This window comes from Corynebacterium mucifaciens (genome assembly GCF_012396315.1).
Taxonomy (GTDB): domain Bacteria; phylum Actinomycetota; class Actinomycetes; order Mycobacteriales; family Mycobacteriaceae; genus Corynebacterium; species Corynebacterium mucifaciens.
In genome coordinates this window covers 133,469-153,374 of the sequence record NZ_JAAXPF010000002.1, presented here as the reverse complement: position 1 = coordinate 153,374, position 19,906 = coordinate 133,469, and the positions used below count along the sequence as shown (strand labels likewise).

At 65.5% G+C, this 19,906-nt stretch carries 19 protein-coding genes; 5 read left to right on the top strand and 14 right to left on the bottom strand.

Translation table 11 applies throughout. The features are described from left to right. Nucleotides 1-88 precede the first annotated feature (88 nt). From tkt to pgl, 5 genes are read left to right on the top strand one after another with little or no spacing between them, the layout of a single operon-like run. Complete coding sequence (tkt, locus tag HF989_RS02725) at nt 89-2,260, top strand: transketolase (RefSeq protein WP_168683819.1); 2,172 nt, start codon at nt 89-91, stop codon at nt 2,258-2,260. Between the two features lie 43 nt (nt 2,261-2,303). Then, the gene (tal, locus tag HF989_RS02720) at nt 2,304-3,395 is read left to right on the top strand and encodes a transaldolase (protein ID WP_168683818.1); all 1,092 of its coding nucleotides are present in this window, start codon (nt 2,304-2,306) and stop codon (nt 3,393-3,395) included. A gap of 1 nt (nt 3,396) precedes the next feature. Beyond that, nucleotides 3,397-4,935 carry a glucose-6-phosphate dehydrogenase gene (zwf, locus tag HF989_RS02715; protein WP_168683817.1) on the top strand — a complete coding sequence of 513 codons (1,539 nt, stop codon included), beginning with the start codon at nt 3,397-3,399 and terminating at the stop codon, nt 4,933-4,935. Between the two features lie 15 nt (nt 4,936-4,950). After that, a complete protein-coding gene (locus HF989_RS02710) occupies nt 4,951-5,880 on the top strand; it encodes a glucose-6-phosphate dehydrogenase assembly protein OpcA (protein WP_168683816.1) in 930 nt (309 codons plus the stop codon). Beyond that, nucleotides 5,870-6,553, top strand: coding sequence for a 6-phosphogluconolactonase (pgl, locus tag HF989_RS02705; RefSeq protein ID WP_168683815.1), 684 nt, complete (start codon nt 5,870-5,872; stop codon nt 6,551-6,553). Before HF989_RS02710 ends, pgl begins: the two co-directional genes overlap by 11 nt. A gap of 14 nt (nt 6,554-6,567) precedes the next feature. On the opposite strand, the gene secG is transcribed toward pgl, so the two are convergent. The 14 genes from secG to rpe form a co-directional block, all read right to left on the bottom strand. After that, nucleotides 6,568-6,804, bottom strand: coding sequence for a preprotein translocase subunit SecG (secG, locus tag HF989_RS02700; RefSeq protein ID WP_168683814.1), 237 nt, complete (start codon nt 6,802-6,804; stop codon nt 6,568-6,570). Nucleotides 6,805-6,886: 82 nt separating this feature from the next. Continuing rightward, nucleotides 6,887-7,660, bottom strand: coding sequence for a triose-phosphate isomerase (gene tpiA / locus HF989_RS02695; protein WP_168683813.1), 774 nt, complete (start codon nt 7,658-7,660; stop codon nt 6,887-6,889). A gap of 25 nt (nt 7,661-7,685) precedes the next feature. Continuing rightward, nucleotides 7,686-8,897, bottom strand: a complete 1,212-nt coding sequence (locus tag HF989_RS02690; protein WP_168683812.1) for a phosphoglycerate kinase — start codon at nt 8,895-8,897, stop codon at nt 7,686-7,688. A gap of 92 nt (nt 8,898-8,989) precedes the next feature. Next, nucleotides 8,990-10,000, bottom strand: a complete 1,011-nt coding sequence (gene gap / locus HF989_RS02685; RefSeq protein ID WP_168683811.1) for a type I glyceraldehyde-3-phosphate dehydrogenase — start codon at nt 9,998-10,000, stop codon at nt 8,990-8,992. A gap of 240 nt (nt 10,001-10,240) precedes the next feature. Continuing rightward, nucleotides 10,241-11,209 carry a DNA-binding protein WhiA gene (gene whiA / locus HF989_RS02680; RefSeq protein ID WP_168683923.1) on the bottom strand — a complete coding sequence of 323 codons (969 nt, stop codon included), beginning with the start codon at nt 11,207-11,209 and terminating at the stop codon, nt 10,241-10,243. 46 nt (nt 11,210-11,255) lie between these two features. Then, the gene (locus HF989_RS02675) at nt 11,256-12,221 is read right to left on the bottom strand and encodes a uridine diphosphate-N-acetylglucosamine-binding protein YvcK (RefSeq protein ID WP_168683810.1); all 966 of its coding nucleotides are present in this window, start codon (nt 12,219-12,221) and stop codon (nt 11,256-11,258) included. Between the two features lie 33 nt (nt 12,222-12,254). Then, complete coding sequence (gene rapZ / locus HF989_RS02670; RefSeq protein WP_168683809.1) at nt 12,255-13,166, bottom strand: RNase adapter RapZ; 912 nt, start codon at nt 13,164-13,166, stop codon at nt 12,255-12,257. A gap of 51 nt (nt 13,167-13,217) precedes the next feature. Further along, on the bottom strand, nt 13,218-15,281 hold the full coding sequence (uvrC, locus tag HF989_RS02665) for an excinuclease ABC subunit UvrC (protein ID WP_168683808.1): 2,064 nt from the start codon (nt 15,279-15,281) through the stop codon (nt 13,218-13,220). A gap of 3 nt (nt 15,282-15,284) precedes the next feature. Next, a complete protein-coding gene (locus tag HF989_RS02660) occupies nt 15,285-15,824 on the bottom strand; it encodes a PH domain-containing protein (protein ID WP_425482972.1) in 540 nt (179 codons plus the stop codon). Nucleotides 15,825-15,891: 67 nt separating this feature from the next. Next, the gene (ribH, locus tag HF989_RS02655; protein WP_168683807.1) at nt 15,892-16,377 is read right to left on the bottom strand and encodes a 6,7-dimethyl-8-ribityllumazine synthase; all 486 of its coding nucleotides are present in this window, start codon (nt 16,375-16,377) and stop codon (nt 15,892-15,894) included. Between the two features lie 9 nt (nt 16,378-16,386). After that, a complete protein-coding gene (locus HF989_RS02650) occupies nt 16,387-17,664 on the bottom strand; it encodes a bifunctional 3,4-dihydroxy-2-butanone-4-phosphate synthase/GTP cyclohydrolase II (protein ID WP_168683806.1) in 1,278 nt (425 codons plus the stop codon). Between the two features lie 11 nt (nt 17,665-17,675). Continuing rightward, complete coding sequence (locus HF989_RS02645; RefSeq protein WP_168683805.1) at nt 17,676-18,263, bottom strand: riboflavin synthase; 588 nt, start codon at nt 18,261-18,263, stop codon at nt 17,676-17,678. After that, nucleotides 18,244-19,242 carry a bifunctional diaminohydroxyphosphoribosylaminopyrimidine deaminase/5-amino-6-(5-phosphoribosylamino)uracil reductase RibD gene (gene ribD, locus HF989_RS02640; RefSeq protein WP_343033523.1) on the bottom strand — a complete coding sequence of 333 codons (999 nt, stop codon included), beginning with the start codon at nt 19,240-19,242 and terminating at the stop codon, nt 18,244-18,246. The genes HF989_RS02645 and ribD overlap by 20 nt, the downstream gene beginning before the upstream one ends. Beyond that, nucleotides 19,239-19,901, bottom strand: a complete 663-nt coding sequence (gene rpe / locus HF989_RS02635) for a ribulose-phosphate 3-epimerase (protein WP_168683804.1) — start codon at nt 19,899-19,901, stop codon at nt 19,239-19,241. The genes ribD and rpe overlap by 4 nt, the downstream gene beginning before the upstream one ends. Between the last annotated feature and the right edge of the window lie 5 nt (nt 19,902-19,906).

Below are 19,906 nucleotides of genomic sequence, written 5' to 3'. Positions count from 1 at the left end.
AATCCGGAATGCATCGAGTGAGGGCGATCTCCCGGAGGCGTCGATAAGCGATATGCTTTTGAGCGACCTTAGAGAAAGCGAGGACCCCATGACGCTGCCCCCTGAACTGCAGGCGATGACCGAGCGCAACTACCCCGAGGACTGGACTGACACCGACACCCGGGCGGTGGATACGGCCCGGGTACTCGCCGCGGACGCCGTGGAGCACTGCGGCTCCGGCCACCCCGGCACCGCTATGAGCCTCGCGCCGCTGGCGTACACGCTCTTCCAGCGCGTCATGGACGTTGACCCGGCCGACAAGGACTGGGTGGGCCGCGACCGGTTCGTGCTGTCTAACGGCCACTCCTCGCTCACCCAGTACGTGCAGCTCTACCTGGGCGGCTTCGGGCTTGAGCTGCAGGATTTGAAGGATCTGCGCACCTGGGGCTCGAAGACCCCGGGCCACCCGGAGTACAACCACACCGACCACATCGAGATCACCACGGGCCCGCTCGGCCAGGGTTTGGCATCCGCAGTGGGCATGGCCATGGCGGCGCGGCGCGAGCGCGGGCTGTTCGACCCCGATGCACCTGCGGGCGAATCTCCATTCGACCACTACATCTACGTCGTCGCCGGCGACGGCTGCCTGCAGGAGGGTGTGACCTCGGAGGCGTCTTCCCTCGCCGGCACCCAACAGCTCGGAAACCTCATCCTGTTCTGGGACGACAACCGCATTTCCATCGAGGACGACACCCAGATCGCGTTCACCGAGGACGTACTGCAGCGGTACGAGGCCTACGGGTGGCAGACGCTCACCGTCGAGTCCGGCGAAGACGTCGCCGCCATCGAGTCCGCGGTTGCTGAGGCGAAGGCCGAGCCGGGCAAGCCGACCATCATTCGCGTCAAGACCGTCATCGGGTACCCGGCCCCGAACCTCATGAACACCGGCGCCATCCACGGCGCTGCGTTGGGCGCCGACGAGGTAGCCGCTGTCAAGGAGGCACTCGGCTTCGACCCGGCCGTGATGTTCCCGGAGGAAGGCGAAGTGATCGCCCACTCCCGCAGGCTGCGTGAGCGTGCGGCTGCGAAGCACGCAGCGTGGAACGAGAAGTTCGACGCATGGGCGCAGGCAAACCCCGAGCGCAAGGCGCTGCTGGACCGTCTCACCGCGCGCGAGCTGCCGGCCGATTGGAAGAAGGACTTCCCCACCTGGGAGCCGGACGCCAAGGGCCTGGCCACCCGCAAAGCGTCCGAAGCCGCCATCCAGGCCGCCGCGGCCGCACTGCCGGAGCTCTGGGGCGGCTCCGCCGACCTGGCCGGCTCCAACAACACCTTGATCAAGGGCGCGAAGTCCTTTGGCCCGCAGGCCATCTCCACCGAGAAATTCTCCGCTCACCCGTACGGGCGAAACCTGCACTTCGGCATCCGAGAGCACGCCATGGGCTCGGTGATGAACGGCATTGCCCTGCACGGCGGCACCCGCGTTTACGGCGGCACCTTCCTGATCTTCTCCGAGTACCTCTACCCGGCGATTCGCGTGGCCGCTCTCTCCGGCATCGACGGCTACTACGTGTTCACGCACGACTCCATCGGCCTCGGCGAGGACGGCCCAACCCACCAGCCCGTGGAAACCCTGGCCGCGCTGCGCGCGATCCCGGACGTGGCCGTTATTCGCCCGGCGGATGCGAACGAGACCTCAGCGGCCTGGATTGCGGCGCTGGAAGCCAAGGAGCAGCCGAAGGCGCTGGCGCTGTCCCGCCAGAACCTGCCGGTGCTCGAGGGCACCAAGGAGAAGGCCTTCGACGGCGTCGCCCGCGGCGCTTACGTCCTAGTCGAGGCGTCCGCCGAGACCCCCGACCTCATCCTGATGGCCTCCGGCTCGGAAGTCCAGTACGCAGTGGAGGCGGCGAAGGTGCTTGAATCCGAGGGCACGGCGACCCGCGTCGTGTCCGTGCCGTCCATGGACTGGTTCATGGAACAGGACGATGCATACATCGACTCGGTGCTTCCTCGCGATGTCAAGGCCCGCGTCTCGGTGGAGGCGGCGACCTCCATGCCGTGGTTCCGCTTTCTCGGCGAATACGGCCGCGCTGTCTCGCTTGAGCACTTCGGGGCCTCGGCCCCCGGCGCCGAGCTGTTCGAACGCTTCGGGTTCACTACCGACAACGTTGTCCGCGTCGCGCGCGAGACCCTCGACTGCGTGCGCGAACAACGCAGCGTAGCGACGAGCGTCCGCGTCGGCAACACCGAATCCGAGCCGACTCGCGGAGACGGGCGTTAACTCGCAGGCTCGTTAACGAGATCTAATAGGAAGGAACTGACGAATGAATGCCATTGACGAACTCTTCGAGGTTGGCACCTCCACTTGGCTCGACGACCTGTCCCGCGAACGCATCGCCACCGGCAACCTCGGGGAGGTCAAGGCGGAAAAGTCAATCGTTGGCGTGACCACCAACCCGGCTATCTTCGCCGCGGCCATGGGCACCGGCACGCACTACGACGACCAGCTGGCGGAGCTCAAGCTCGCCGGCACCACGGCGGACGCTGCGGTGTACGCCATGAGCGTCAAAGATGTCCAGGACGCCTGCGACCTTTTTCGCGACACGTACGACACCACCGGCGGTAAAGACGGGCGCGTCTCCATCGAAGTTGACCCGCGCTACGCCGCTGACGAGGCCAAGACCATCGCGCAGGCACGCGAACTGTGGGAACTCGTTGACCGCGAGAACTTGATGATTAAGATTCCGGCCACCGACGAATCCCTGCCCGCCGTGACCGCGGCGTTGGCGGACGGCATCTCTGTCAACGTCACCCTGATTTTCTCGGTGGCGCGTTACAAGCAGGTCATCAAGGCCTACAAGGAGGGCATCCGGCAGGCTGCCGCCAATGGCCACGATGTGAGCCGCATCCACTCGGTGGCGTCCTTCTTCGTCTCCCGCATGGACACCGAGGTGGACAAGCGGCTCGAAACCATCGGCACCGACGAGGCGCTGGCACTGCGCGGTAAGGCCGGCATCGCGAACGCCCGGTTGGCGTACGCGTTGTTCCAGTCGGAGTTTGGCGAAGCTGGCGTCGATACGCTGCCCGCGGGCGCGAATGCGCAGCGTCCGCTGTGGGCGTCTACCGGTGTAAAGAACCCGGCGTACCCGGCGACCATGTACGTGACCGAGCTGGCTGGCCCGGACACGGTGAACACGATGCCGGAAAAGACGCTGGATGCGGTGCTGCGAGACGGTGGTGTCCACGGCGACACACTCACCGGCACCGAGGCCGTCTCCCGCGAGGTGTTTGCGGCGCTGAGCGAGGTCGGTATCGACCTCGACGACGTCGTCGCGGTGCTGGAGCGCGAAGGCGTGGAGAAGTTCGTGGACGCGTGGCAAGACCTGCTCGATTCCATGGCTGCTAAGCTCGCCTGACGTGACTGAACCGCACCGGCAGTGGTCCAATCCGCTGCGCTCCCCCGCAGATAAACGCCTCCCCCAGATCGCCGGACCATCGGGCATGGTCATCTTTGGTGTGACGGGTAACCTCGCTCGCAAGAAGCTGCTTCCGGCCATCTACGACCTGGCTAATCGCGGCCTGCTTCCCGGCGGGTTCACCCTCATCGGCTACGGCAGGCGCGAATGGGACAAGGCAGACTTTCAGGACTACGTGCGCGAGGCGATCCTCAACGGTGCCCGCACCGAGTTCCACGAGAACGTCTGGCAGCGCCTCGCCGAAGGCCTGGAGTTTGTCCGGGGCAACTTCGACGACGACGCGGCGTTCGACGACTTGGCTGCTGCCTGCAAGCGCAGCGACGAGCACCGCGGCACGGCTGGGAACTGGGCGTACTACTTGTCCGTGCCCCCGGAGTTCTTCGCCGAGGTAGTCCACCAGCTTGATCGCTGCGGGATGGCGAAGGCGGGTGCCAACGACTGGCGCCGCGTGATCATTGAAAAGCCGTTTGGCCACGATCTCGCCTCCGCCAAGGAGCTCAACGACGTGGTTGGCGCCGTCTTCCCCGAGCGCTCGGTGTTCCGCATCGACCACTACCTGGGTAAAGAGACGGTGCAAAACATTCTTGCGCTGCGCTTTTCCAACCAAATGTTCGAGCCGGTGTGGAACTCGCACTACATCGACCACGTACAGATCACCATGGCGGAAGATATCGGTCTCGGCGGCCGCGCCAGCTACTACGACGGTATCGGCGCAGCCCGCGACGTGATCCAAAACCACCTGATCCAGCTGCTGGCGCTGGTGGCGATGGAGGAGCCGACATCCTTCTCCCCAGCCCAACTGCGCGCGGAAAAACTAAAGGTGCTGCGGGCAACCTCCGCCGTCGGGCCGTTTGGCAAGACCACCGCCCGCGGGCAGTACACCGCGGGCTGGCAGGGTTCGAAGAAGGTTGTGGGCCTGCGCGAGGAGGACGGGTTCGACCCAGAATCCACGACCGAAACCTACGCGGCATGCACACTGCAGATCGAGTCCCGCCGCTGGGCCGGGGTGCCGTTCTACCTGCGCACCGGGAAGCGCCTGGGCAGGAGGGTGACCGAGATCGCGCTGGTGTTCAAGCGCCCTCCGTATCAGCCGTTCTCTAAGGGCCAGGCGGATCTACTCACCAATAACGCCGTGGTTATCCGGGTGCAGCCGGACGAGGGCGTGCTCATGCGCTTCGGATCCAAGGTGCCCGGACCCGGCATGGAACTGCGGGATGTAAACATGGACTTCTCGTACTCGGAGGCGTTCACCGAGCAATCCCCCGAGGCCTACGAACGCCTCATCCTGGACGCGCTGTTGGACGAGTCCAGCCTGTTCCCCACCAACTCGGAAGTGGAGCGCAGCTGGGAGATCCTGGACCCGGTGCTTGATTACTGGGCCGAGCAGGGCCGTCCGGACGACTACGCGGCCGGCACGTGGGGGCCGGCGTCCGCCGATCGCATGCTGGCCAAAGACGGCCGCGTGTGGCGCCGCCCGTAAGAAAGGTCGAACCACATGATCATCGAACTGCCTGACACATCCACTAAGGCCATTGGCGCAGAACTCGCCAAGGCCCGGGAAAGCCACTCGCTAACCACCGGGCGCGTGCTGACCCTTCTCGTCGCCATCGACGACTCCGGCGCGGACTCCATCGACGACACCCTAGAGACCCTGCGCAACGCGTCGTTCGAGCACCCAGCGCGCGTGCTCGTCCTCATCTCCGGTGACACCGGCGCAGCCACCCGCCTCGATGCCCAGGTACTTGTGGCCAGCGATGCCGGCGCCTCCGAGGTCGTGGTGATGCGGCTCTACGGCGAACTCACGAGCCACCTGGGTGCGATTGTCACACCCCTACTTCTGCCGGACACCCCCGTCGTGGTCTGCTGGCCGCAAAAGGCCCCGGAGCGCCCTGCCGACACCCAGCTCGGACGGATCGCGCAGCGCCGCATTACGAACCTGCGCCGGGACGGCAACGGGATGACCCTGCAACGCCTCACAGCGGGGTACGTGGATGGGGACTCAGACGTGATGTGGTCGCGCATCACGCCGTGGCGGGGCATTGTGGCCTCGGCCCTAGACCGCCACCCCGGCAAGCGCATCCTGAGTGCCGAGATTGCCGGTGCCGCCGGCGACCCGAGCGTGGACGTCGCTGCTGGCTGGCTCGCTTCCAGCTTGAACGTGCAGGTCACCCGACGTCAGGCTGATCCCGCGGGGAGCTTTCCTATCACCCGGCTCGCGCTGCGTTGCGAAGACGGCGACGTTGAAGTGGCCGTCCAGGACAGCCACACCGTGCGCATTTCCACCCCCGGCCACGCAGACTCGCTCGTCGCTATGGGTGAGCGCAGCGACGCGGAGAGTCTCGCGGAGGATCTACGCCACCTCGGCCCCGATGCCACTTACGAACGCGCTTTGCGCGGGCTGTCAGGAGTAGACCATGAGCTATAAAGACCTGCCATCGCTTCTTGACGACGTCGCCTCACGGTTCACCGACGTCATGGCCGAGATCCAGGCCACCGGTCGCTCCACGCGCGTGGTGCTCACGGGCGGCACTGCGGGAACCGCCCTGCTCGCACGGTTAGTTGATGAGCCAATTGACTGGACGCGGGTTGAGGTGTTCTTCGGCGACGAGCGCAATGTGCCGGTGGACCACCCGGACTCCAACGAAGGCCAGGCGAGGTCGGCGCTGCTGTCGCACGTGGACATCCCGGAGAGCAACATTCACGGCTACGGCCTCGATGGCGGCCCGATGAACGCCGCGGTCGAGCAGTACCAGGAACTCGTTGGCGACGGCGGCTTCGATCTGCACCTGCTGGGCATGGGCGGCGAGGGTCACATCAACTCCCTGTTTCCCCATACCGACGCCGTCCGGGAGCGAGACGCGTTGGTTGTGGCGGTCACCGACTCCCCCAAACCGCCGGCGGAGCGCGCCACCCTCACCCTGCCGGCGGTGCAGAGCGCGGACCGCGTGTGGCTGCTTGTTTCTGGCGCCGAGAAGGCTGAGGCCGCAAGCCACGCCGCCGACGGCGCAGACGCGGCCGAGGACTGGCCGGTCGCTGGCGCAATCGGGCGCAAAGAAACGGTCCTGTTCGCCACTGAGGACGCCACAGGACCGTTGTAACGGCGGGGTCTGGGTCAGACCGCGTAGGTCTGAATCAGATTCAACCCGACGATGCACAGAATCCAGATCAGCGCCATCAGCACGGTGATGCGGTCGAGGTTTTTCTCCACCGTCGTCGAACCGGAGAGGTTGGCCTGAACACCGCCGCCGAACAGGCTGGACAGGCCACCGCCCTTGCCCTTGTGCAGCAAGACGAAAATGGTCATGAGAATCGCTGAAATCACCAGTACGATCTCAAGCGCTAAAGCCATATGCGCGACACCTTTCAAATGGGAGACGGTGCAAACTCTTCCAGGGAGCTTACACCACTGCGAGTACTGGCCCGCGCTGCGGCTACATCACAGAGTTGGCGGCCGCGGCGGCGAGTTTGGCAAAGTCTTGCCCGTCGAGTGACGCGCCTCCGACAAGACCACCGTCCACATCAGGCTGGCCGATGATCTCCGCCACCGTGTCGGCCTTGACGGAGCCGCCGTAGAGGATGCGGATCTGGTCGGCCACAGCGTCGTCGCTGAGCTCCCGCACGAGTTCGCGGATGCCGTGGCAGACTTCCTGCGCGTCCTGCGCGGAGGCTACCTTACCGGTGCCGATCGCCCAGACCGGCTCATACGCAATGACGGTGCGGGACAGGTCCACGCCCGCCAGCGATTCGCGTGCCTGCTGGACGACGTAGGAGACATGCTCGCCCGCCTCGCGTACCTCCAGGGGCTCGCCGACGCAGACGATCGGGACGATGCCGTGTTCGATGGCTTTGGCTGCCTTTGCGGCGACCTGCTCGTTGGTCTCCCCGTGGTACTCACGGCGCTCCGAGTGGCCCACGACCACCCAGGAGCAACCCAGCTTTTCCAGCATCGCAGCGGAGATGTCGCCGGTGAACGCACCGTTGTCGTGCTCGGAGACGTCCTGGGCACCGTAGGTGATCTTGAGTTTGTCGCCCTCGACCAGCGTCTGGATCGAGCGCAGATCCGTGAACGGAACCGTCAAGGCGATATCGACGTATTCGTAGCCATCTTTCGGAAACGCGAAGACGAGTTTCTGGGCACTCTGGATGGCCTGAAGGTGGTCGTGGTTCATTTTCCAGTTGCCGGCGATAAGTGGGGTGCGTGCCATAGCGTGAAATACCTCCTAGGTTGGACTAGTTCAGAACGGAGACGCCCGGCAGGTCCTTACCCTCAATGAGTTCGAGGGAGGCGCCACCGCCGGTAGAGATGTGGGAGAAGCCGTCCTCGTCGAGGCCGAGTGTGCGCACCGACGCCGCAGAGTCGCCGCCGCCGACGACGGTGAAGGAACCGTTGTCTTTGGTCGCGGCGATCATTGCCTCGGCCACAGCCTTGGTGCCATCTGCGAAGTTCGGGAACTCAAACACACCCATCGGGCCGTTCCAGAACACCGTCTTGGAGGCTGCAAGTGCCTCGGCGTAACGCTTCGCTGTCTCCGGTCCGATGTCGAGGCCCATCCAGCCCTCCGGAATCGCATCCACACCGACAATCCTCTTCTCGGTGTCCTTGGCAAACTCGGCGCCTGCGGCGACATCCACCGGTAGCAGCAGCTTCTCGCCGAAGCGCTCTATGAGCTCCTTGCACGTGCCCACCATGTCCTCTTGAAGGAGGGAATTCTGCACGTCGTGACCTTGAGCAGCGAGGAAAGTGTAGCACATACCGCCGCCGATGATGATCTGGTCCGCTTTCTCCGCCAGCGCTTCAATGACACCGAGCTTGTCAGACACCTTCGAACCACCGAGCACCACCACGTACGGGTGCGCCGGGTCGTTCTTCACAGAATTCAGGGTCGCGACTTCCTTATCCACGAGGTAGCCCGCGTAGGCGGGCAGCGCCTTCGCCACGTCGTAGACGGAAGCCTGCGCGCGGTGGACCACGCCGAAGCCGTCGGAGACGAAGGCGCCGTCGTCCGCCGCGAGCGCGGCCAGCTCGTCGGCGAACGCGGCCCGCTCTGCCTCATCCTTGGAGGTCTCGCGCGGGTCGAAGCGGACGTTTTCCAGAAGGAGGATCTCGCCTTCGGTCAGGCCGTTTGCACGCTCGTGCGCGTCCTCACCTGAGACATCGGCAGCGAGCGGGACGAACTGGTCGAGCCGCTCGGAAAGCGCCTCAGCAACGGGTGCAAGCGAGAATTTTGGGTTGACCTCGCCCTTCGGACGCCCCAGATGCGCCACCACGATGACCTTCGCGCCTGCGTCAAGCAGTGCCTTCAATGTGGGCAGCGACGCGTCGATACGACCCGCGTCGGTGATGTTGCCGTCGTCATCGAGCGGGACGTTAAAGTCCGACCGCACCAGGACGTGGCGCCCGTCCACGCCTTCGTCGAGAAGCTGCTGCAGATTCTTGGTCATAGGTCTCTCCTTCATTGTGTGAACCGTATCCATCGTATGAAAAACGGGCCCGCAACGTCACTATTGTTGCGGGCCCGTATCAGCGTCACGCCTTAGAGTTTGTCAGCCACAAACTTTGCCAGGCGGATGTACTGCGAGGTGTACGACCACTCGTTGTCGTACCAGGAGATGACCTTGACCAAGTTTCCGTCGATGACGCGGGTCATGCCCGCATCAAAAATGGCCCCGTGGGTGTTGCCGATGATGTCGGAGGAAACGATCGGGTCTTCGGTGTATTGCATGGCGCGACCGAACTCCGCGTCCTGCACGGCGTTCTTCACCGCCTGGTTGACGTCCTCCACGGTAACGTCCTCGCGCAGCGTAACCGTGAGGTCGGTCGCGGAACCGGTGATAGTGGGCACGCGCATGGCGAAGCCATCCAGCTTGCCCTCCAAGTTCGGGAGCACCAAGGCCACTGCCTTCGCGGCGCCGGTCGTGGTCGGCACGATGTTCTGCGCGGCCGCACGTGCACGACGCAGGTCCCTGTGAGGTGCGTCCTGCAGCCGCTGGTCGCCGGTGTAAGCGTGGATGGTGGTCATCAACCCACGCTCGATGCCAAACGCATCGTCGAGCACCTTAGCTACCGGCGCAAGCGAGTTGGTGGTGCAAGATGCGGCGGAAATGACGTCTTCGCTACCCGTGTAGTCGGTGTGGTTGACGCCCCACACGTAGGTGCCGTCGACTTCCTTGCCCGGCGCGGAAATGATGACCTTCTTCGCGCCGGCGTCGATGTGCGCCTTCGCAGCGGGGCCCTTGGTGAACACGCCGGTGCACTCCAGCACGATGTCGACGTCCGCGTCGCCCCACGCGAGGTTGGCGGGATCCTTCTCCTCGGAAACCGCGATCCGGCGGCCGTCGACCGTGATGGATTCGTCGTCGTACTCGATGTCGTGGTCAAACTGGCCGTAGGCGGTGTCGTACTTCATCAGGTGAGCCAGCGTCTGGTTGTCGGTGAGGTCGTTGATCTTGACGACTTCGAGCTCGCCCTTGTACTCGTTCTCGATGATGCGAAACGCTGCGCGGCCGATGCGGCCGAAACCGTTGATGCCAATGCGGGTAGTCACAGTCAAACTCCTCGTCTTTGTGCCTGTGTCGTTCCGCTTCCGAGTGTAATGAGCTTGGCTTTTACCTGCAGGGGGCGCGGGCGTGGCAGAGAAACCGGGGGCAGGAACCGCAACCGGATCTGCCAATCAATGTGGGTTTGAGCCCGGATCGATCGCGGCGGGGGGATGAGCGCCAGCAGTTTTCTACCCCCGGCGTGACACAGACAGGACCCGGTGTGACAAATGCCACTGAATGCCGGCCTAAGTGGTTGCTGTCCCGTGAGTGTCTTCAATGCCGAGTTCTGCCGCCCGTTTGTCGGCAAGCGACAGGAGGCGACGAATGCGGCCTGCGACCGCGTCCTTGGTCATTTGCGGATCCGCCAGCCGACCGAGCTCCTCCAGTGACGCGTGACGGTGCTCGACACGGAGGAAGCCGGCTTCGGCGAGGTGCTCAGGAACGTCGTCACCGAGAATGTCCATCGCCCGTTCCACGCGAGCGGCCGCGGCTGCAGCCGCCTGCGCGGAGCGGCGCGTGTTCGCGTCGTCGAACGTGGCGAGACGACTATTCGTCTTCGCGGTGGCCGCCCGGGTTTCGCGCTTGGTGTCCCATTCGATACGGGCGGCGGGCGCACCCATGCGGCTGAGCAATATGCCGATTGCCTCGCCATCGCGCAAGGTCACGCGCTCGATACCTCGGGTCTCGCGAGTCTTCGCCGTGAGCCCCATTCTCCGAGCCAAGCCCACTAGGGCAAGTGCCGCCTCTTGGCCTGGGCACGCTACCTCGAGGCTTGCGGCGCGACCCGGCTCAGTGAGCCGGCCACGGGCAAGAAACGCTCCGCGCCACGCGGCCTCAACCCCGGCCATGGGACCCGAGATGATCTGACGCGGCATGCCGACTACCGGGTGACCGGACGCGGTAACGAGCTTCAGCGAGCGAATAACGTCCGCCGCGCCGTCCCCAACCCGGACTTCATAACGGCAATCCCGGCTGGCGGACGATGCCGGAATGAGCTCCACCGGCGCGCTGACCGCGCATAGATCTGTCAGCGTGCGGGCCAAGCGACGGGCGACTGCCTCCTCGGCAAAGCCAGCAACAATGGCGACACCCCGCTCAGCCGGACGCAGCTCCCCGCCGAAGCGAATCAGCGCGGTCGCTTCGGCTCCGCGCGCTTCCAAGCCGCCGCCCGTGGCGCGCAAAAGCTCATCTTTGACCTTGGCCGTCAGCGCCACCGGCGCCTCCCCTCGTCTATCGTGCAGGTGCGAATCGCCCAGCAGTCTATCGCGTGGGGCCAAGTGCCTTGAGGGCAGCTGCCAGTTTGTCGGGGTCGTGCCGGTTCGAGGCCACCCGGTCGTCCCCCACCTCACGCAGCGGCGCAAACACCACCTGTGCGCCCAATCGGCCCGCGGCCCGCGCGATGTTGTCCCGCTCGCCGGGGGACGTGGCTGTGTGCTCGTCCGCAAGCACATAATCCACCCGCAGGTCCGGGGCGTGCTGCGAGAAGACGTGGATATGGCGCTCGGTGCTGAAACCCGGCGTCTCCCCCGCCTCCGGGGACAAGTTGAGGATGACCACGACGGTCGCGTCCGTCTCGTTAAGCGCCTGCGCGATATCGGGGACGAGAATGTGCGGGATGACGGACGAGAACCAGGAGCCGGGTCCGATAGTCACCACATCGGCATCCAGGACCGCCCGCACCGCTGCGGCGCTGGCCGCCGGCCGCGCAGGGATCAGCCGCACTCGCCGCACCGCGCCAGGAGTAGTCGCCACCGCGACCTGCCCGCGCACTGCACGCAGCACACGAGGATCGTCGTCTAACCCCGCAACTTCCGCCTCGATGTCGAGGGGCTGGGGGCACACGGGGATCACCCTGCCCGCGGATCCTGTCCACGCCGCGACTCGGTCGAGAGCCGCCTGCGTGTCGCCGAGGCGCTCCGCAAGCCCAGTGATGAGGAGGTTGCCTAGGGCGTGGCCCGCCATCGCTCCGTGGCCCCCGAACCGGTGCTGAAGCGTCTCGCGCCAAATCGAGCCGTCCTCGTCGCTCGCTGTTAGCGCGGCGAGCGCCATACGCAGATCACCTGGGGGAACAATGTCCATCTCGCGGCGAAGACGGCCGGACGATCCTCCGTCATCAGCCACCGTGACTACGGCGTTAATGGTGGAAGCTCCCGCCGCGCGTGCGGCGGTCAGCGTCTGGTACAGGCCGTGCCCTCCCCCAAGGCACGCATACGACACATGGCTCACTTGACCCTTCTTTCTCTGGCCTGGTGTGTGGGGTTAGTGGCGCTCAAGGTCACGGTGGATGACATTGACGTCCACCTGGCCCTGCTGGCTCAGCCGCTTGCCGATCGCCTCTGCCACCGCAACCGAGCGGTGGTGTCCACCCGTGCAGCCGACACCGACGGTAATGAAGTCCTTGCCCTCGTGGCGGTAGCCCCCAAGGGTGCTCGAGAGCAACTCGACGACGTTGTCGACGTAGTCCCTGGCACCCTCCTGGCTCAGCACGTAGTCGGCCACCGCCTTGTCTACACCGCGGAATTCGCGCAGCTCCTCCACCCAGTACGGGTTTGGCAAGAACCGGACGTCGAGCACGATATCGGCGTCACGCGGTGAGCCGTGCTTGAACCCGAAGGATTCGATGGTGATGTGCTGCCGCCCGAGGGGTAGTTCACCCACCGACGCCTCCACCGCGCGGCGCAGGTCGTGCACCGACAAGCTGGTCGTGTCGATGATGACGTCGGCGGAGGCCCGGAGGTCCTCCATCGCCTCGCGCTCGCGCTCAATCCCGGACTGCAGCGTGCCGTCGCCCTGCATCGGGTGGGTTCGCCGCACCGAGTCGAAACGGCGGATGAGGACGTCGTCGCGTGCCTCCAAGAACAGAATGAACGGGTCGTACCCGCGCTCGCGTATCCCCGCGATGGTGCTCATCAGCGAGCCTTTGAACATCGACGCACGGACGTCGGTGACAACCGCGAGGCGGTCGACGGGAGAATCATCCGCCGCGGCGAGATCGACGAGCTCCAGGATGAGCTGCGGAGGCAGGTTCTGGGAGACGAAGTAGCCTTTGTCCTCGAACACCTTCGCTGCGGTGGACAAGCCGCCACCGGACAGGCCCGTGATGATTACCGGGCGCGTCCGCGCCTCAGTGGTGTCGTGGGGCAACGCGTGGGTGTGGGGTGTGGTGGGCATAGCCCTCATCCTAGACAAGGCGGCAGCGAAGCGGCGTCGAGAAGCCGCGTGCTACTGGTCGTGCAGGTGGTTGTAGATGGTCTCGGCCAACTTTGGTCCAACGCCCTTGACCTGCTGGATCTCCTCGACCGACGCCTCCTTGATCTTCTTTACCGAGCCGAAGTGCTTGACCAGGTCCGTGCGGCGGGCGGGCCCCAGCCCCGGAACGGCGTCGAGCGCGGAGGAGCGCATGCGCTTGGATCGCTGCTGGCGGTGGTAGGTGATGGCGAAACGGTGCGCCTCGTCGCGCACCTGCTGCAGCAGGTACATGCCCTCCGAGTTACGGGGCAAGATAACCGGCTCGTCGTCGTCCGGCACCCAGACCTCTTCCAAGCGCTTCGCGAGGCCGATGAGCTGCACATCCACGATGCCGAGCTCGTCGAACACCTCCTGCGCGGCCGTAACCTGGGGCTTGCCGCCGTCCACGATGAATAACTGGGGCGGGTACGCAAAGCGCTTCGCGCCCGTGGTCTCGTCCGCCTCGTCCTCGAAAGTCTGCTCGTCTGCCACCTCGTCCGGGTTCGCCAACTTGTCTTCGTTGTAGCGCTTGAAACGGCGGCGGGTCACTTCTGCAATGGAGCCGACGTCGTTGGAATGGCCGTCACCGGCGGCCTCCTTGATGCGGTAGCGGCGGTAGTCGTTCTTCTTGGGAAGCCCGTCCTCGAACACCACCAGCGACGCAACGACGTCCGTGCCCTGAATGTGCGAAATATCCGTGCACTCGATGCGAAGCGGCGCCTCGTCCATGCCCAGCGCATCTTGGATATCCTGCAGGGCCTGCGAGCGGGCCGTGAGGTCGCCCACTCGCTTGAGCTTGTGCTGGTGCAGCGCCTCCGCCGCGTTCTTGTGCACGGTCTCCATCAGCGCCCGCTTGTCGCCGCGCTGCGGCACGCGGATGTCGACGGGCCCGCCGCGAAGTTCCGCCAGCAGTTCCGTAACCTCCGGCAGTTCTGCCGGCGACGCCTCCACGAGGATCTCGCGGGGCACCGGCATCGGCGCCTCCGCCTTCGCGCGCGATTCTTGGTCGACACCGCGGCGGCGCACCTTCTGCGCCTCGATCTTCCGGTCTTCTTCCTGCTCAAGGCGCACCCGCTCAACGGCATCCGAGTAGTACTGCACGAGGAAGTTCTGCATCAAGGTGGGCAACGTCGGATCTGCTTGGCCCTCATCAAGGCGCTCGGAGGCGCCCGGCTCGTCGCCGGTTTTCTCGACCACCCAGCCGCGCTGCGCCTTGATGCGGCCGTCCCGGACGTTGAAGATCTGCACCGCGGCCTCAAGTTCGTCGGTGTCGAACGCGATGATGTCGGCGTCGGTGTCTTGGCCCAGCACCACCGTCTGGCGCTCCATGACCTTGTTCACCGCCCCCAAGTCGTCGCGCAGCCTCGCCGCGCGTTCGAACTCCAAGTTCTCCGCCGCCTCGGTCATCTGCGTGGTGATGCCGCGCACCAGTTGATCCGTGCGGCCGGACATGAAGCCGAGGAAGCCCTGGACAATCTCGTCGTACTCCGCCTCGTCCACGCGCCCCACGCACGGGGCCGCGCACTTGTCGATGTATCCCAGCAGGCACGGCCGCCCGAGCGACTCGTGGCGGTTGAACACTCCGTTTGAGCATGTGCGTATTGGGAAAACGCGGGTAAGCAGATCCAGCGTCTCGCGCACGGCCCACGCATGAGAGTACGGGCCGAAGTAGCGCACACCCTTGCGCTTCGGGCCGCGGTAGAAAAACGCGCGCGGGTAGCGCTCCCTCACGCTGACCGCGAGCATCGGGTACGTCTTGTCGTCGCGGTACATGACGTTGAACCACGGGTCGAACCGCTTGATCCAGGTGTATTCCAGCTGTAGCGCCTCCACCTCGGAGGCCACAACGGTCCACTCCACTGAGGCGCCCGTGTACACCATCTGGCGGGTGCGCGGGTGCAGCGTGTTCGGCGGCTGGAAGTAGTTGTTCAGGCGCGCACGCAGGTTCTTTGCTTTACCCACGTAGATGACGCGGCCATCGCGGTCACGGAACTTATATACGCCCGGATCGGTCGGGATTGTGCCCGGCGCTGGGCGGTAACTCTGCGGATCTGCCAAGGGTTAATCCTGCGGCATGTACTGGGCTTCCAGAGCCCGGAAGTCGTCCACGGCCTTCAGCGCCCGCTCCTTGTCGCCGGATTGAATGGCCCACAGTGGGACGTATTCGAACTCCGGCAGTTCCAGCCGCGCCATGCGCGAGCCCTTGGGAAAGCTCAGCCCGTAGATCACCACCCACGGGTAGTAACGGGTTCCGATGATGTTACGTACCTGCACGCCGTCCTCGTTCGCACGCACGCGTGGGCGCGTCAGGGCGACCCACGACAGGAGTGAGATGACGAGGCCGACGCCGATGAAGGCGAATTTATCTAGGCCGGTGATGGCGACGCCCGTGAACTCCGCGTCCACGGCCCAGGCCATGAAAAAGTGCACTGCCATAACCAAGACGACCCAGCCCACGGCCACGGTGCGCAAAAACTTGGACGAGATCTCAAGCTCCCACGGCTTCGTGGTTGTGGTCGCGTGCGGGTCGAGCGCGTTGAGGTAGGCAACCTCGTCCGGGCCCGAAAGTTCCGTCGGGTTGTGCTGGTGAGCCACTCCCACTCTCCTTACAAACGCTCGAGCTACGTGCGTTTCGACGCCCGCAGGCGCGCCACGCTTTCCGGTTACCTTAACCCTTCAACGGCAAGGCACGAACCTTGCGCAGCTCAGCGGCGGTGCCGGCGGCCGCTCGCATTGCCTCCGCGCCTTTGTCCTCCTTTGCGTCTTCCCCGCCGGCGCGCTCATAGGCCTGGTCCTCGTCGTCGACGGTGAGCACGCCGTTGCCCACCGGGGTTTGCTCGTCCAGCGCCACCCTGGTCAAACCGGCAGTGACGGAGTCGCACACATATTGGAAGTGCGCCGTTTCCCCGCGGATGACGCAGCCGAGGGCCACAACCGCGTCGTAGCGCCGCGCGCACGCCTGCACGACCACCGGCAGCTCCAGGGCTCCGGCCACGGCGTACTCCTCCACCTTCACACCGAGTTCTCGCGCTTCATCCCGCGCACCGCTGCGCAGCAGGTCGACGATTTTGTCGTTCCAGCGGGTGTAGACGACCGCGATGGTCATGCCCTCCGCGTGTATGGAATAGTCCTCTGGTGCTCCGGTCGATGCCACTGGTGCTCCTTAGTGTCCGTACCCCGGATGCGCGGCCAGCCATTCGGCTACGCCGGGCAGGTCGTGCCCCATCCGGTCGCGCTTTGTGCGCAGGTACTTGATGTTGTCGTGTGTGGGAACGATTTCGATCCTACTGCGGCTCGCCACCTCGGGGCCGTAACCCGTCAGCGCGTCGGTTTTGTCGGGGTTGTTAGTAAGGAGCTCGAATGAGTCCACCCCGAGATCGGCCAGGATCTGCCCCGCGGCGGAATACTCCCTCGCGTCCGCTGGCAAACCCTGCTCCAGGTTGGCGTCCACCGTGTCCAAACCCTGATCTTGCAGGCGGTAAGCCTGCAGCTTGGCCAGCAACCCGATGCCACGGCCCTCGTGCCCTCGCAGGTACACCACCACGCCGCGGCCGGCCTGCTGGATGCGGCGCATGGATTCGTGCAGCTGCGGCCCGCAATCGCAGCGCTTTGAGGCGAACACGTCGCCCGTCAGGCACTCCGAGTGCACCCGGACGAGCACGTCGTCCGCGCCCGCGAGCGTGTCGACGCCTCCGGCCACCAACGCCACATGCTCCACCCCGGTGACGGTATCGCGATAGCCCACTGCGGTGAACTCGCCGTACTCGGTGGGCAGCGCCGCCTCCGTGACGCGCTCAACGGTGCGCTCGTGGTGGCGGCGGTAGTCTGCCAGCTGCTCGATGGAAATCATGGGCAGGTTATGGGTGTCAGCGAAGCGACGCAGCTCTGCGAACCGCGCCATGTCCGTGGGGTCGTCCTCGGAGACGATCTCGCACAACGCCCCCACAGGCGCCTTGCCGGCCAGGCGCGCAAGATCCACCGCTGCTTCGGTGTGGCCGGGTCGCTCGAGGACGCCACCTGCCTTCGCCCGCAACGGGACCACGTGGCCGGGCCGGGTAAAGGAGGCGGGGGTGGCGGAGCCGTCGGCAAGCATTGCGATAGTGGTCGCGCGCGAGCGGGCGGAGATGCCGGTGGTGCCTGTGGCCGCGTCGACGGTGACCGCGTAGGCGGTGCCGTGGAGATCCTGGTTGTTGGCCACCATCGGCGGCAGCTCGAGCACGGTGGCGCGCTCGTCCGACATGGACACGCAGATGTAGCCGGACGTGTGGCGCACCGTGAAGGCGACGAGTTCCGGTGTTGCGTCCTGGGCGGCGAAGATGAGGTCGCCCTCGTTTTCCCGGTCCTCGCTGTCCACCACGACAACGGCCTTACCTGCGCGGATGGCAGCGACGGCCTCCTCGACAGTATCCAACGTGGAGTTCAACGAGTTGAGGGAAGTCATAGCGCTCAACCCTAACCCTGCACCATTTTTTCAACGTATTTGGCCACCACGTCTACTTCCAGGTTCACTGGGTCGCCCGGTTGTAGCGCGCCGGCGGTGGTCTCGCTCAGCGTGGTGGGGATGAGCGACACCTCGAAGTACCCCTCACTCACCGCCGAGACGGTCAAGGACGTGCCATTGACGGCGATCGACCCCTTCTCCACGACATAGCGGTTTAACTGCTGCGGCAACGTGAAGCGCACGACCTCCCAGTGTTCCGAAGCTGTCCGCGAAACCACCTCGGCCACGCCGTCGACGTGTCCTTGAACGATGTGGCCGCCCATGCGCTGGCCGGCCGCGAGCGCGCGCTCAAGATTGACCCGCGACCCGGGTGCGTAGGAGCCGAGCCGCGAGCGATCCAACGTCTCGCGCATGACGTCCGCGGTAAAGGTGCCGGAGGCGTTGTCCACCACAGTCAGGCACACGCCGTCCACGGCGATCGAGTCGCCGGCGGCCGCGTCTTGGGTGACCTTGGGGGCGCGCACGGCGATCCGGACGGCGTCGCCAAGCGGCACCAGCTCTTCCACCGTTCCGATTTCCTCAATAAGTCCCGTAAACATCTCTCTCCATTTCTATGAACACGTCATCGCCCACCTGCCGCACCGCGGTGGTGCGGAAGCGGTAAGCGTCGGCGATGGTGCCCGCGATCGCACGATCCAGGACCCCGCGGCCGGCGCCGAGGAGCGCGGGCGCAATATAGGCCTGCACCGTGTCCACCAAATCCAGCTCGAGGAAACTCGCGGCGAGTGTCGCCCCACCTTCGACCAGCACGTCGCGCGCCCCGGTGTGCCACAGCGCGTCCAGCGCCTCGTGAGGCGTGGCGTACTGCTCGAATCCCAGGCGCGAGAGGTTGCCCTCGGGGACCTCGCGTGAGCCGATAACCACGCGGCGCGGCTGGTGCTGTCGAAGCGTGCCGTCGGGAAACCGTGCGGTCAGCGACGGGTCGTCCGCGATCGCGGTGCCGGTGCCGACGATGATCGCATCGATCTTCGCGCGGTCCTCGTGCACCTGTCCCCTGGCTGCTTCGCCTGTGATCCACTTACTCGTGCCGTCAGCTGCGGCGGTGAAACCGTCGAGCGTGGAGGCGAACTTCAGCGTCACGCTCGGGCGACCGTGTCGCACGGAGCGCAGCCATGGTTGCAGCGCCGCCACCCGCACCGGCTGGAAGTCCACCTCAACGCCGTGGTCCCGCAGGTACGCGGCCCCGCCGGCAGCTGCTTTGTTGGGGTCGGCGGTGAAATACACCACCCGTTTGACCCCCGCCTCCACGAGCGCGCGGGCGCACGGGCCGGTGCGACCAATGTGGCTGCACGGCTCCAGGGTCACCACGGCGGTGGCGCCCCGGGCGCGCGCACCCGCCTGTCGCAGGGCGTTGATCTCCGCGTGCGGCCCGCCCGCTGGCGAGGTCGCGCCGGTTGCGATGAGCTCACCGGAGGCGCTGACAAGCGCGCAGCCCACCGGCGGGTTCGGCGACGTTGTGCCACGGACGGATTCACCTGCCGCAATCGCGGCGGAAATAGCGCCGAGTTCCTCCGTCACGCTTGCGTCGCCTCGCGGGCAAGCTCGCGCAGACGCTCCACCGCCTCGGCCGGGTTACCGGCACCAAAGACTGCGGAACCGGCCACGAACGCGTCCACGCCGGCCTCTGCAGCCTGGGCGATGGTCGCGCCCGCGATGCCGCCGTCGATGCCAATGATGGTGTCCAGGCCTGCCTCCGCGATGCGGTCGCGCAGCACCATCACCTTGCTCAGCACCTCCGGCATAAATTTCTGGCCGCCAAACCCGGGCTCCACGCTCATCACCATCACTTGGTCGAAGTGCTCGAGGTCGTCCAGGTATGGCTCGATCGCGGTGCCGGGCTTGATGGCAAACCCCGATTGCACCCCCAGCTCGCGGCACTGCTTGGCGGCCCCGACGTGGTCATCGGTGGCCTCGACGTGGAACACAAGGCGGTCGCCGCCGGCACGCACATAGGTGTCGAACCAACGCTCAGGCTCCTCGATCATCAAATGCATGTCCAGGAACTGGTCTGTGACCCCGTTGACCGCCTTGGTCACGTCCGGGCCGAATGAAAGGTTGGGCACAAAGTGGCCGTCCATGATGTCCACGTGGATCAGGTCCGCGTTCGCCACCTTGCGCACGTCCTCGCCGAGCGTGGCGTAGTTGGCAGCCAGAATTGATGGGGCAATCTGAATCATGGGCA

Bases quoted from the DNA above. Each gene is read 5' to 3' on its own strand.
- tkt (WP_168683819.1), top strand. From the start codon at position 89: ATGACGCTGCCCCCTGAACTGCAGGCGATGACCGAGCGCAACTACCCC.
- tal (WP_168683818.1), top strand. From the start codon at position 2,304: ATGAATGCCATTGACGAACTCTTCGAGGTTGGCACCTCCACTTGGCTC.
- HF989_RS02710 (WP_168683816.1), top strand. From the start codon at position 4,951: ATGATCATCGAACTGCCTGACACATCCACTAAGGCCATTGGCGCAGAA.
- pgl (WP_168683815.1), top strand. From the start codon at position 5,870: ATGAGCTATAAAGACCTGCCATCGCTTCTTGACGACGTCGCCTCACGG.
- secG (WP_168683814.1), bottom strand. From the start codon at position 6,804: ATGGCTTTAGCGCTTGAGATCGTACTGGTGATTTCAGCGATTCTCATG.
- tpiA (WP_168683813.1), bottom strand. From the start codon at position 7,660: ATGGCACGCACCCCACTTATCGCCGGCAACTGGAAAATGAACCACGAC.
- HF989_RS02690 (WP_168683812.1), bottom strand. From the start codon at position 8,897: ATGACCAAGAATCTGCAGCAGCTTCTCGACGAAGGCGTGGACGGGCGC.
- rapZ (WP_168683809.1), bottom strand. From the start codon at position 13,166: ATGCCCACCACACCCCACACCCACGCGTTGCCCCACGACACCACTGAG.
- HF989_RS02650 (WP_168683806.1), bottom strand. From the start codon at position 17,664: ATGACTTCCCTCAACTCGTTGAACTCCACGTTGGATACTGTCGAGGAG.
- HF989_RS02645 (WP_168683805.1), bottom strand. From the start codon at position 18,263: ATGTTTACGGGACTTATTGAGGAAATCGGAACGGTGGAAGAGCTGGTG.
- rpe (WP_168683804.1), bottom strand. From the start codon at position 19,901: ATGATTCAGATTGCCCCATCAATTCTGGCTGCCAACTACGCCACGCTC.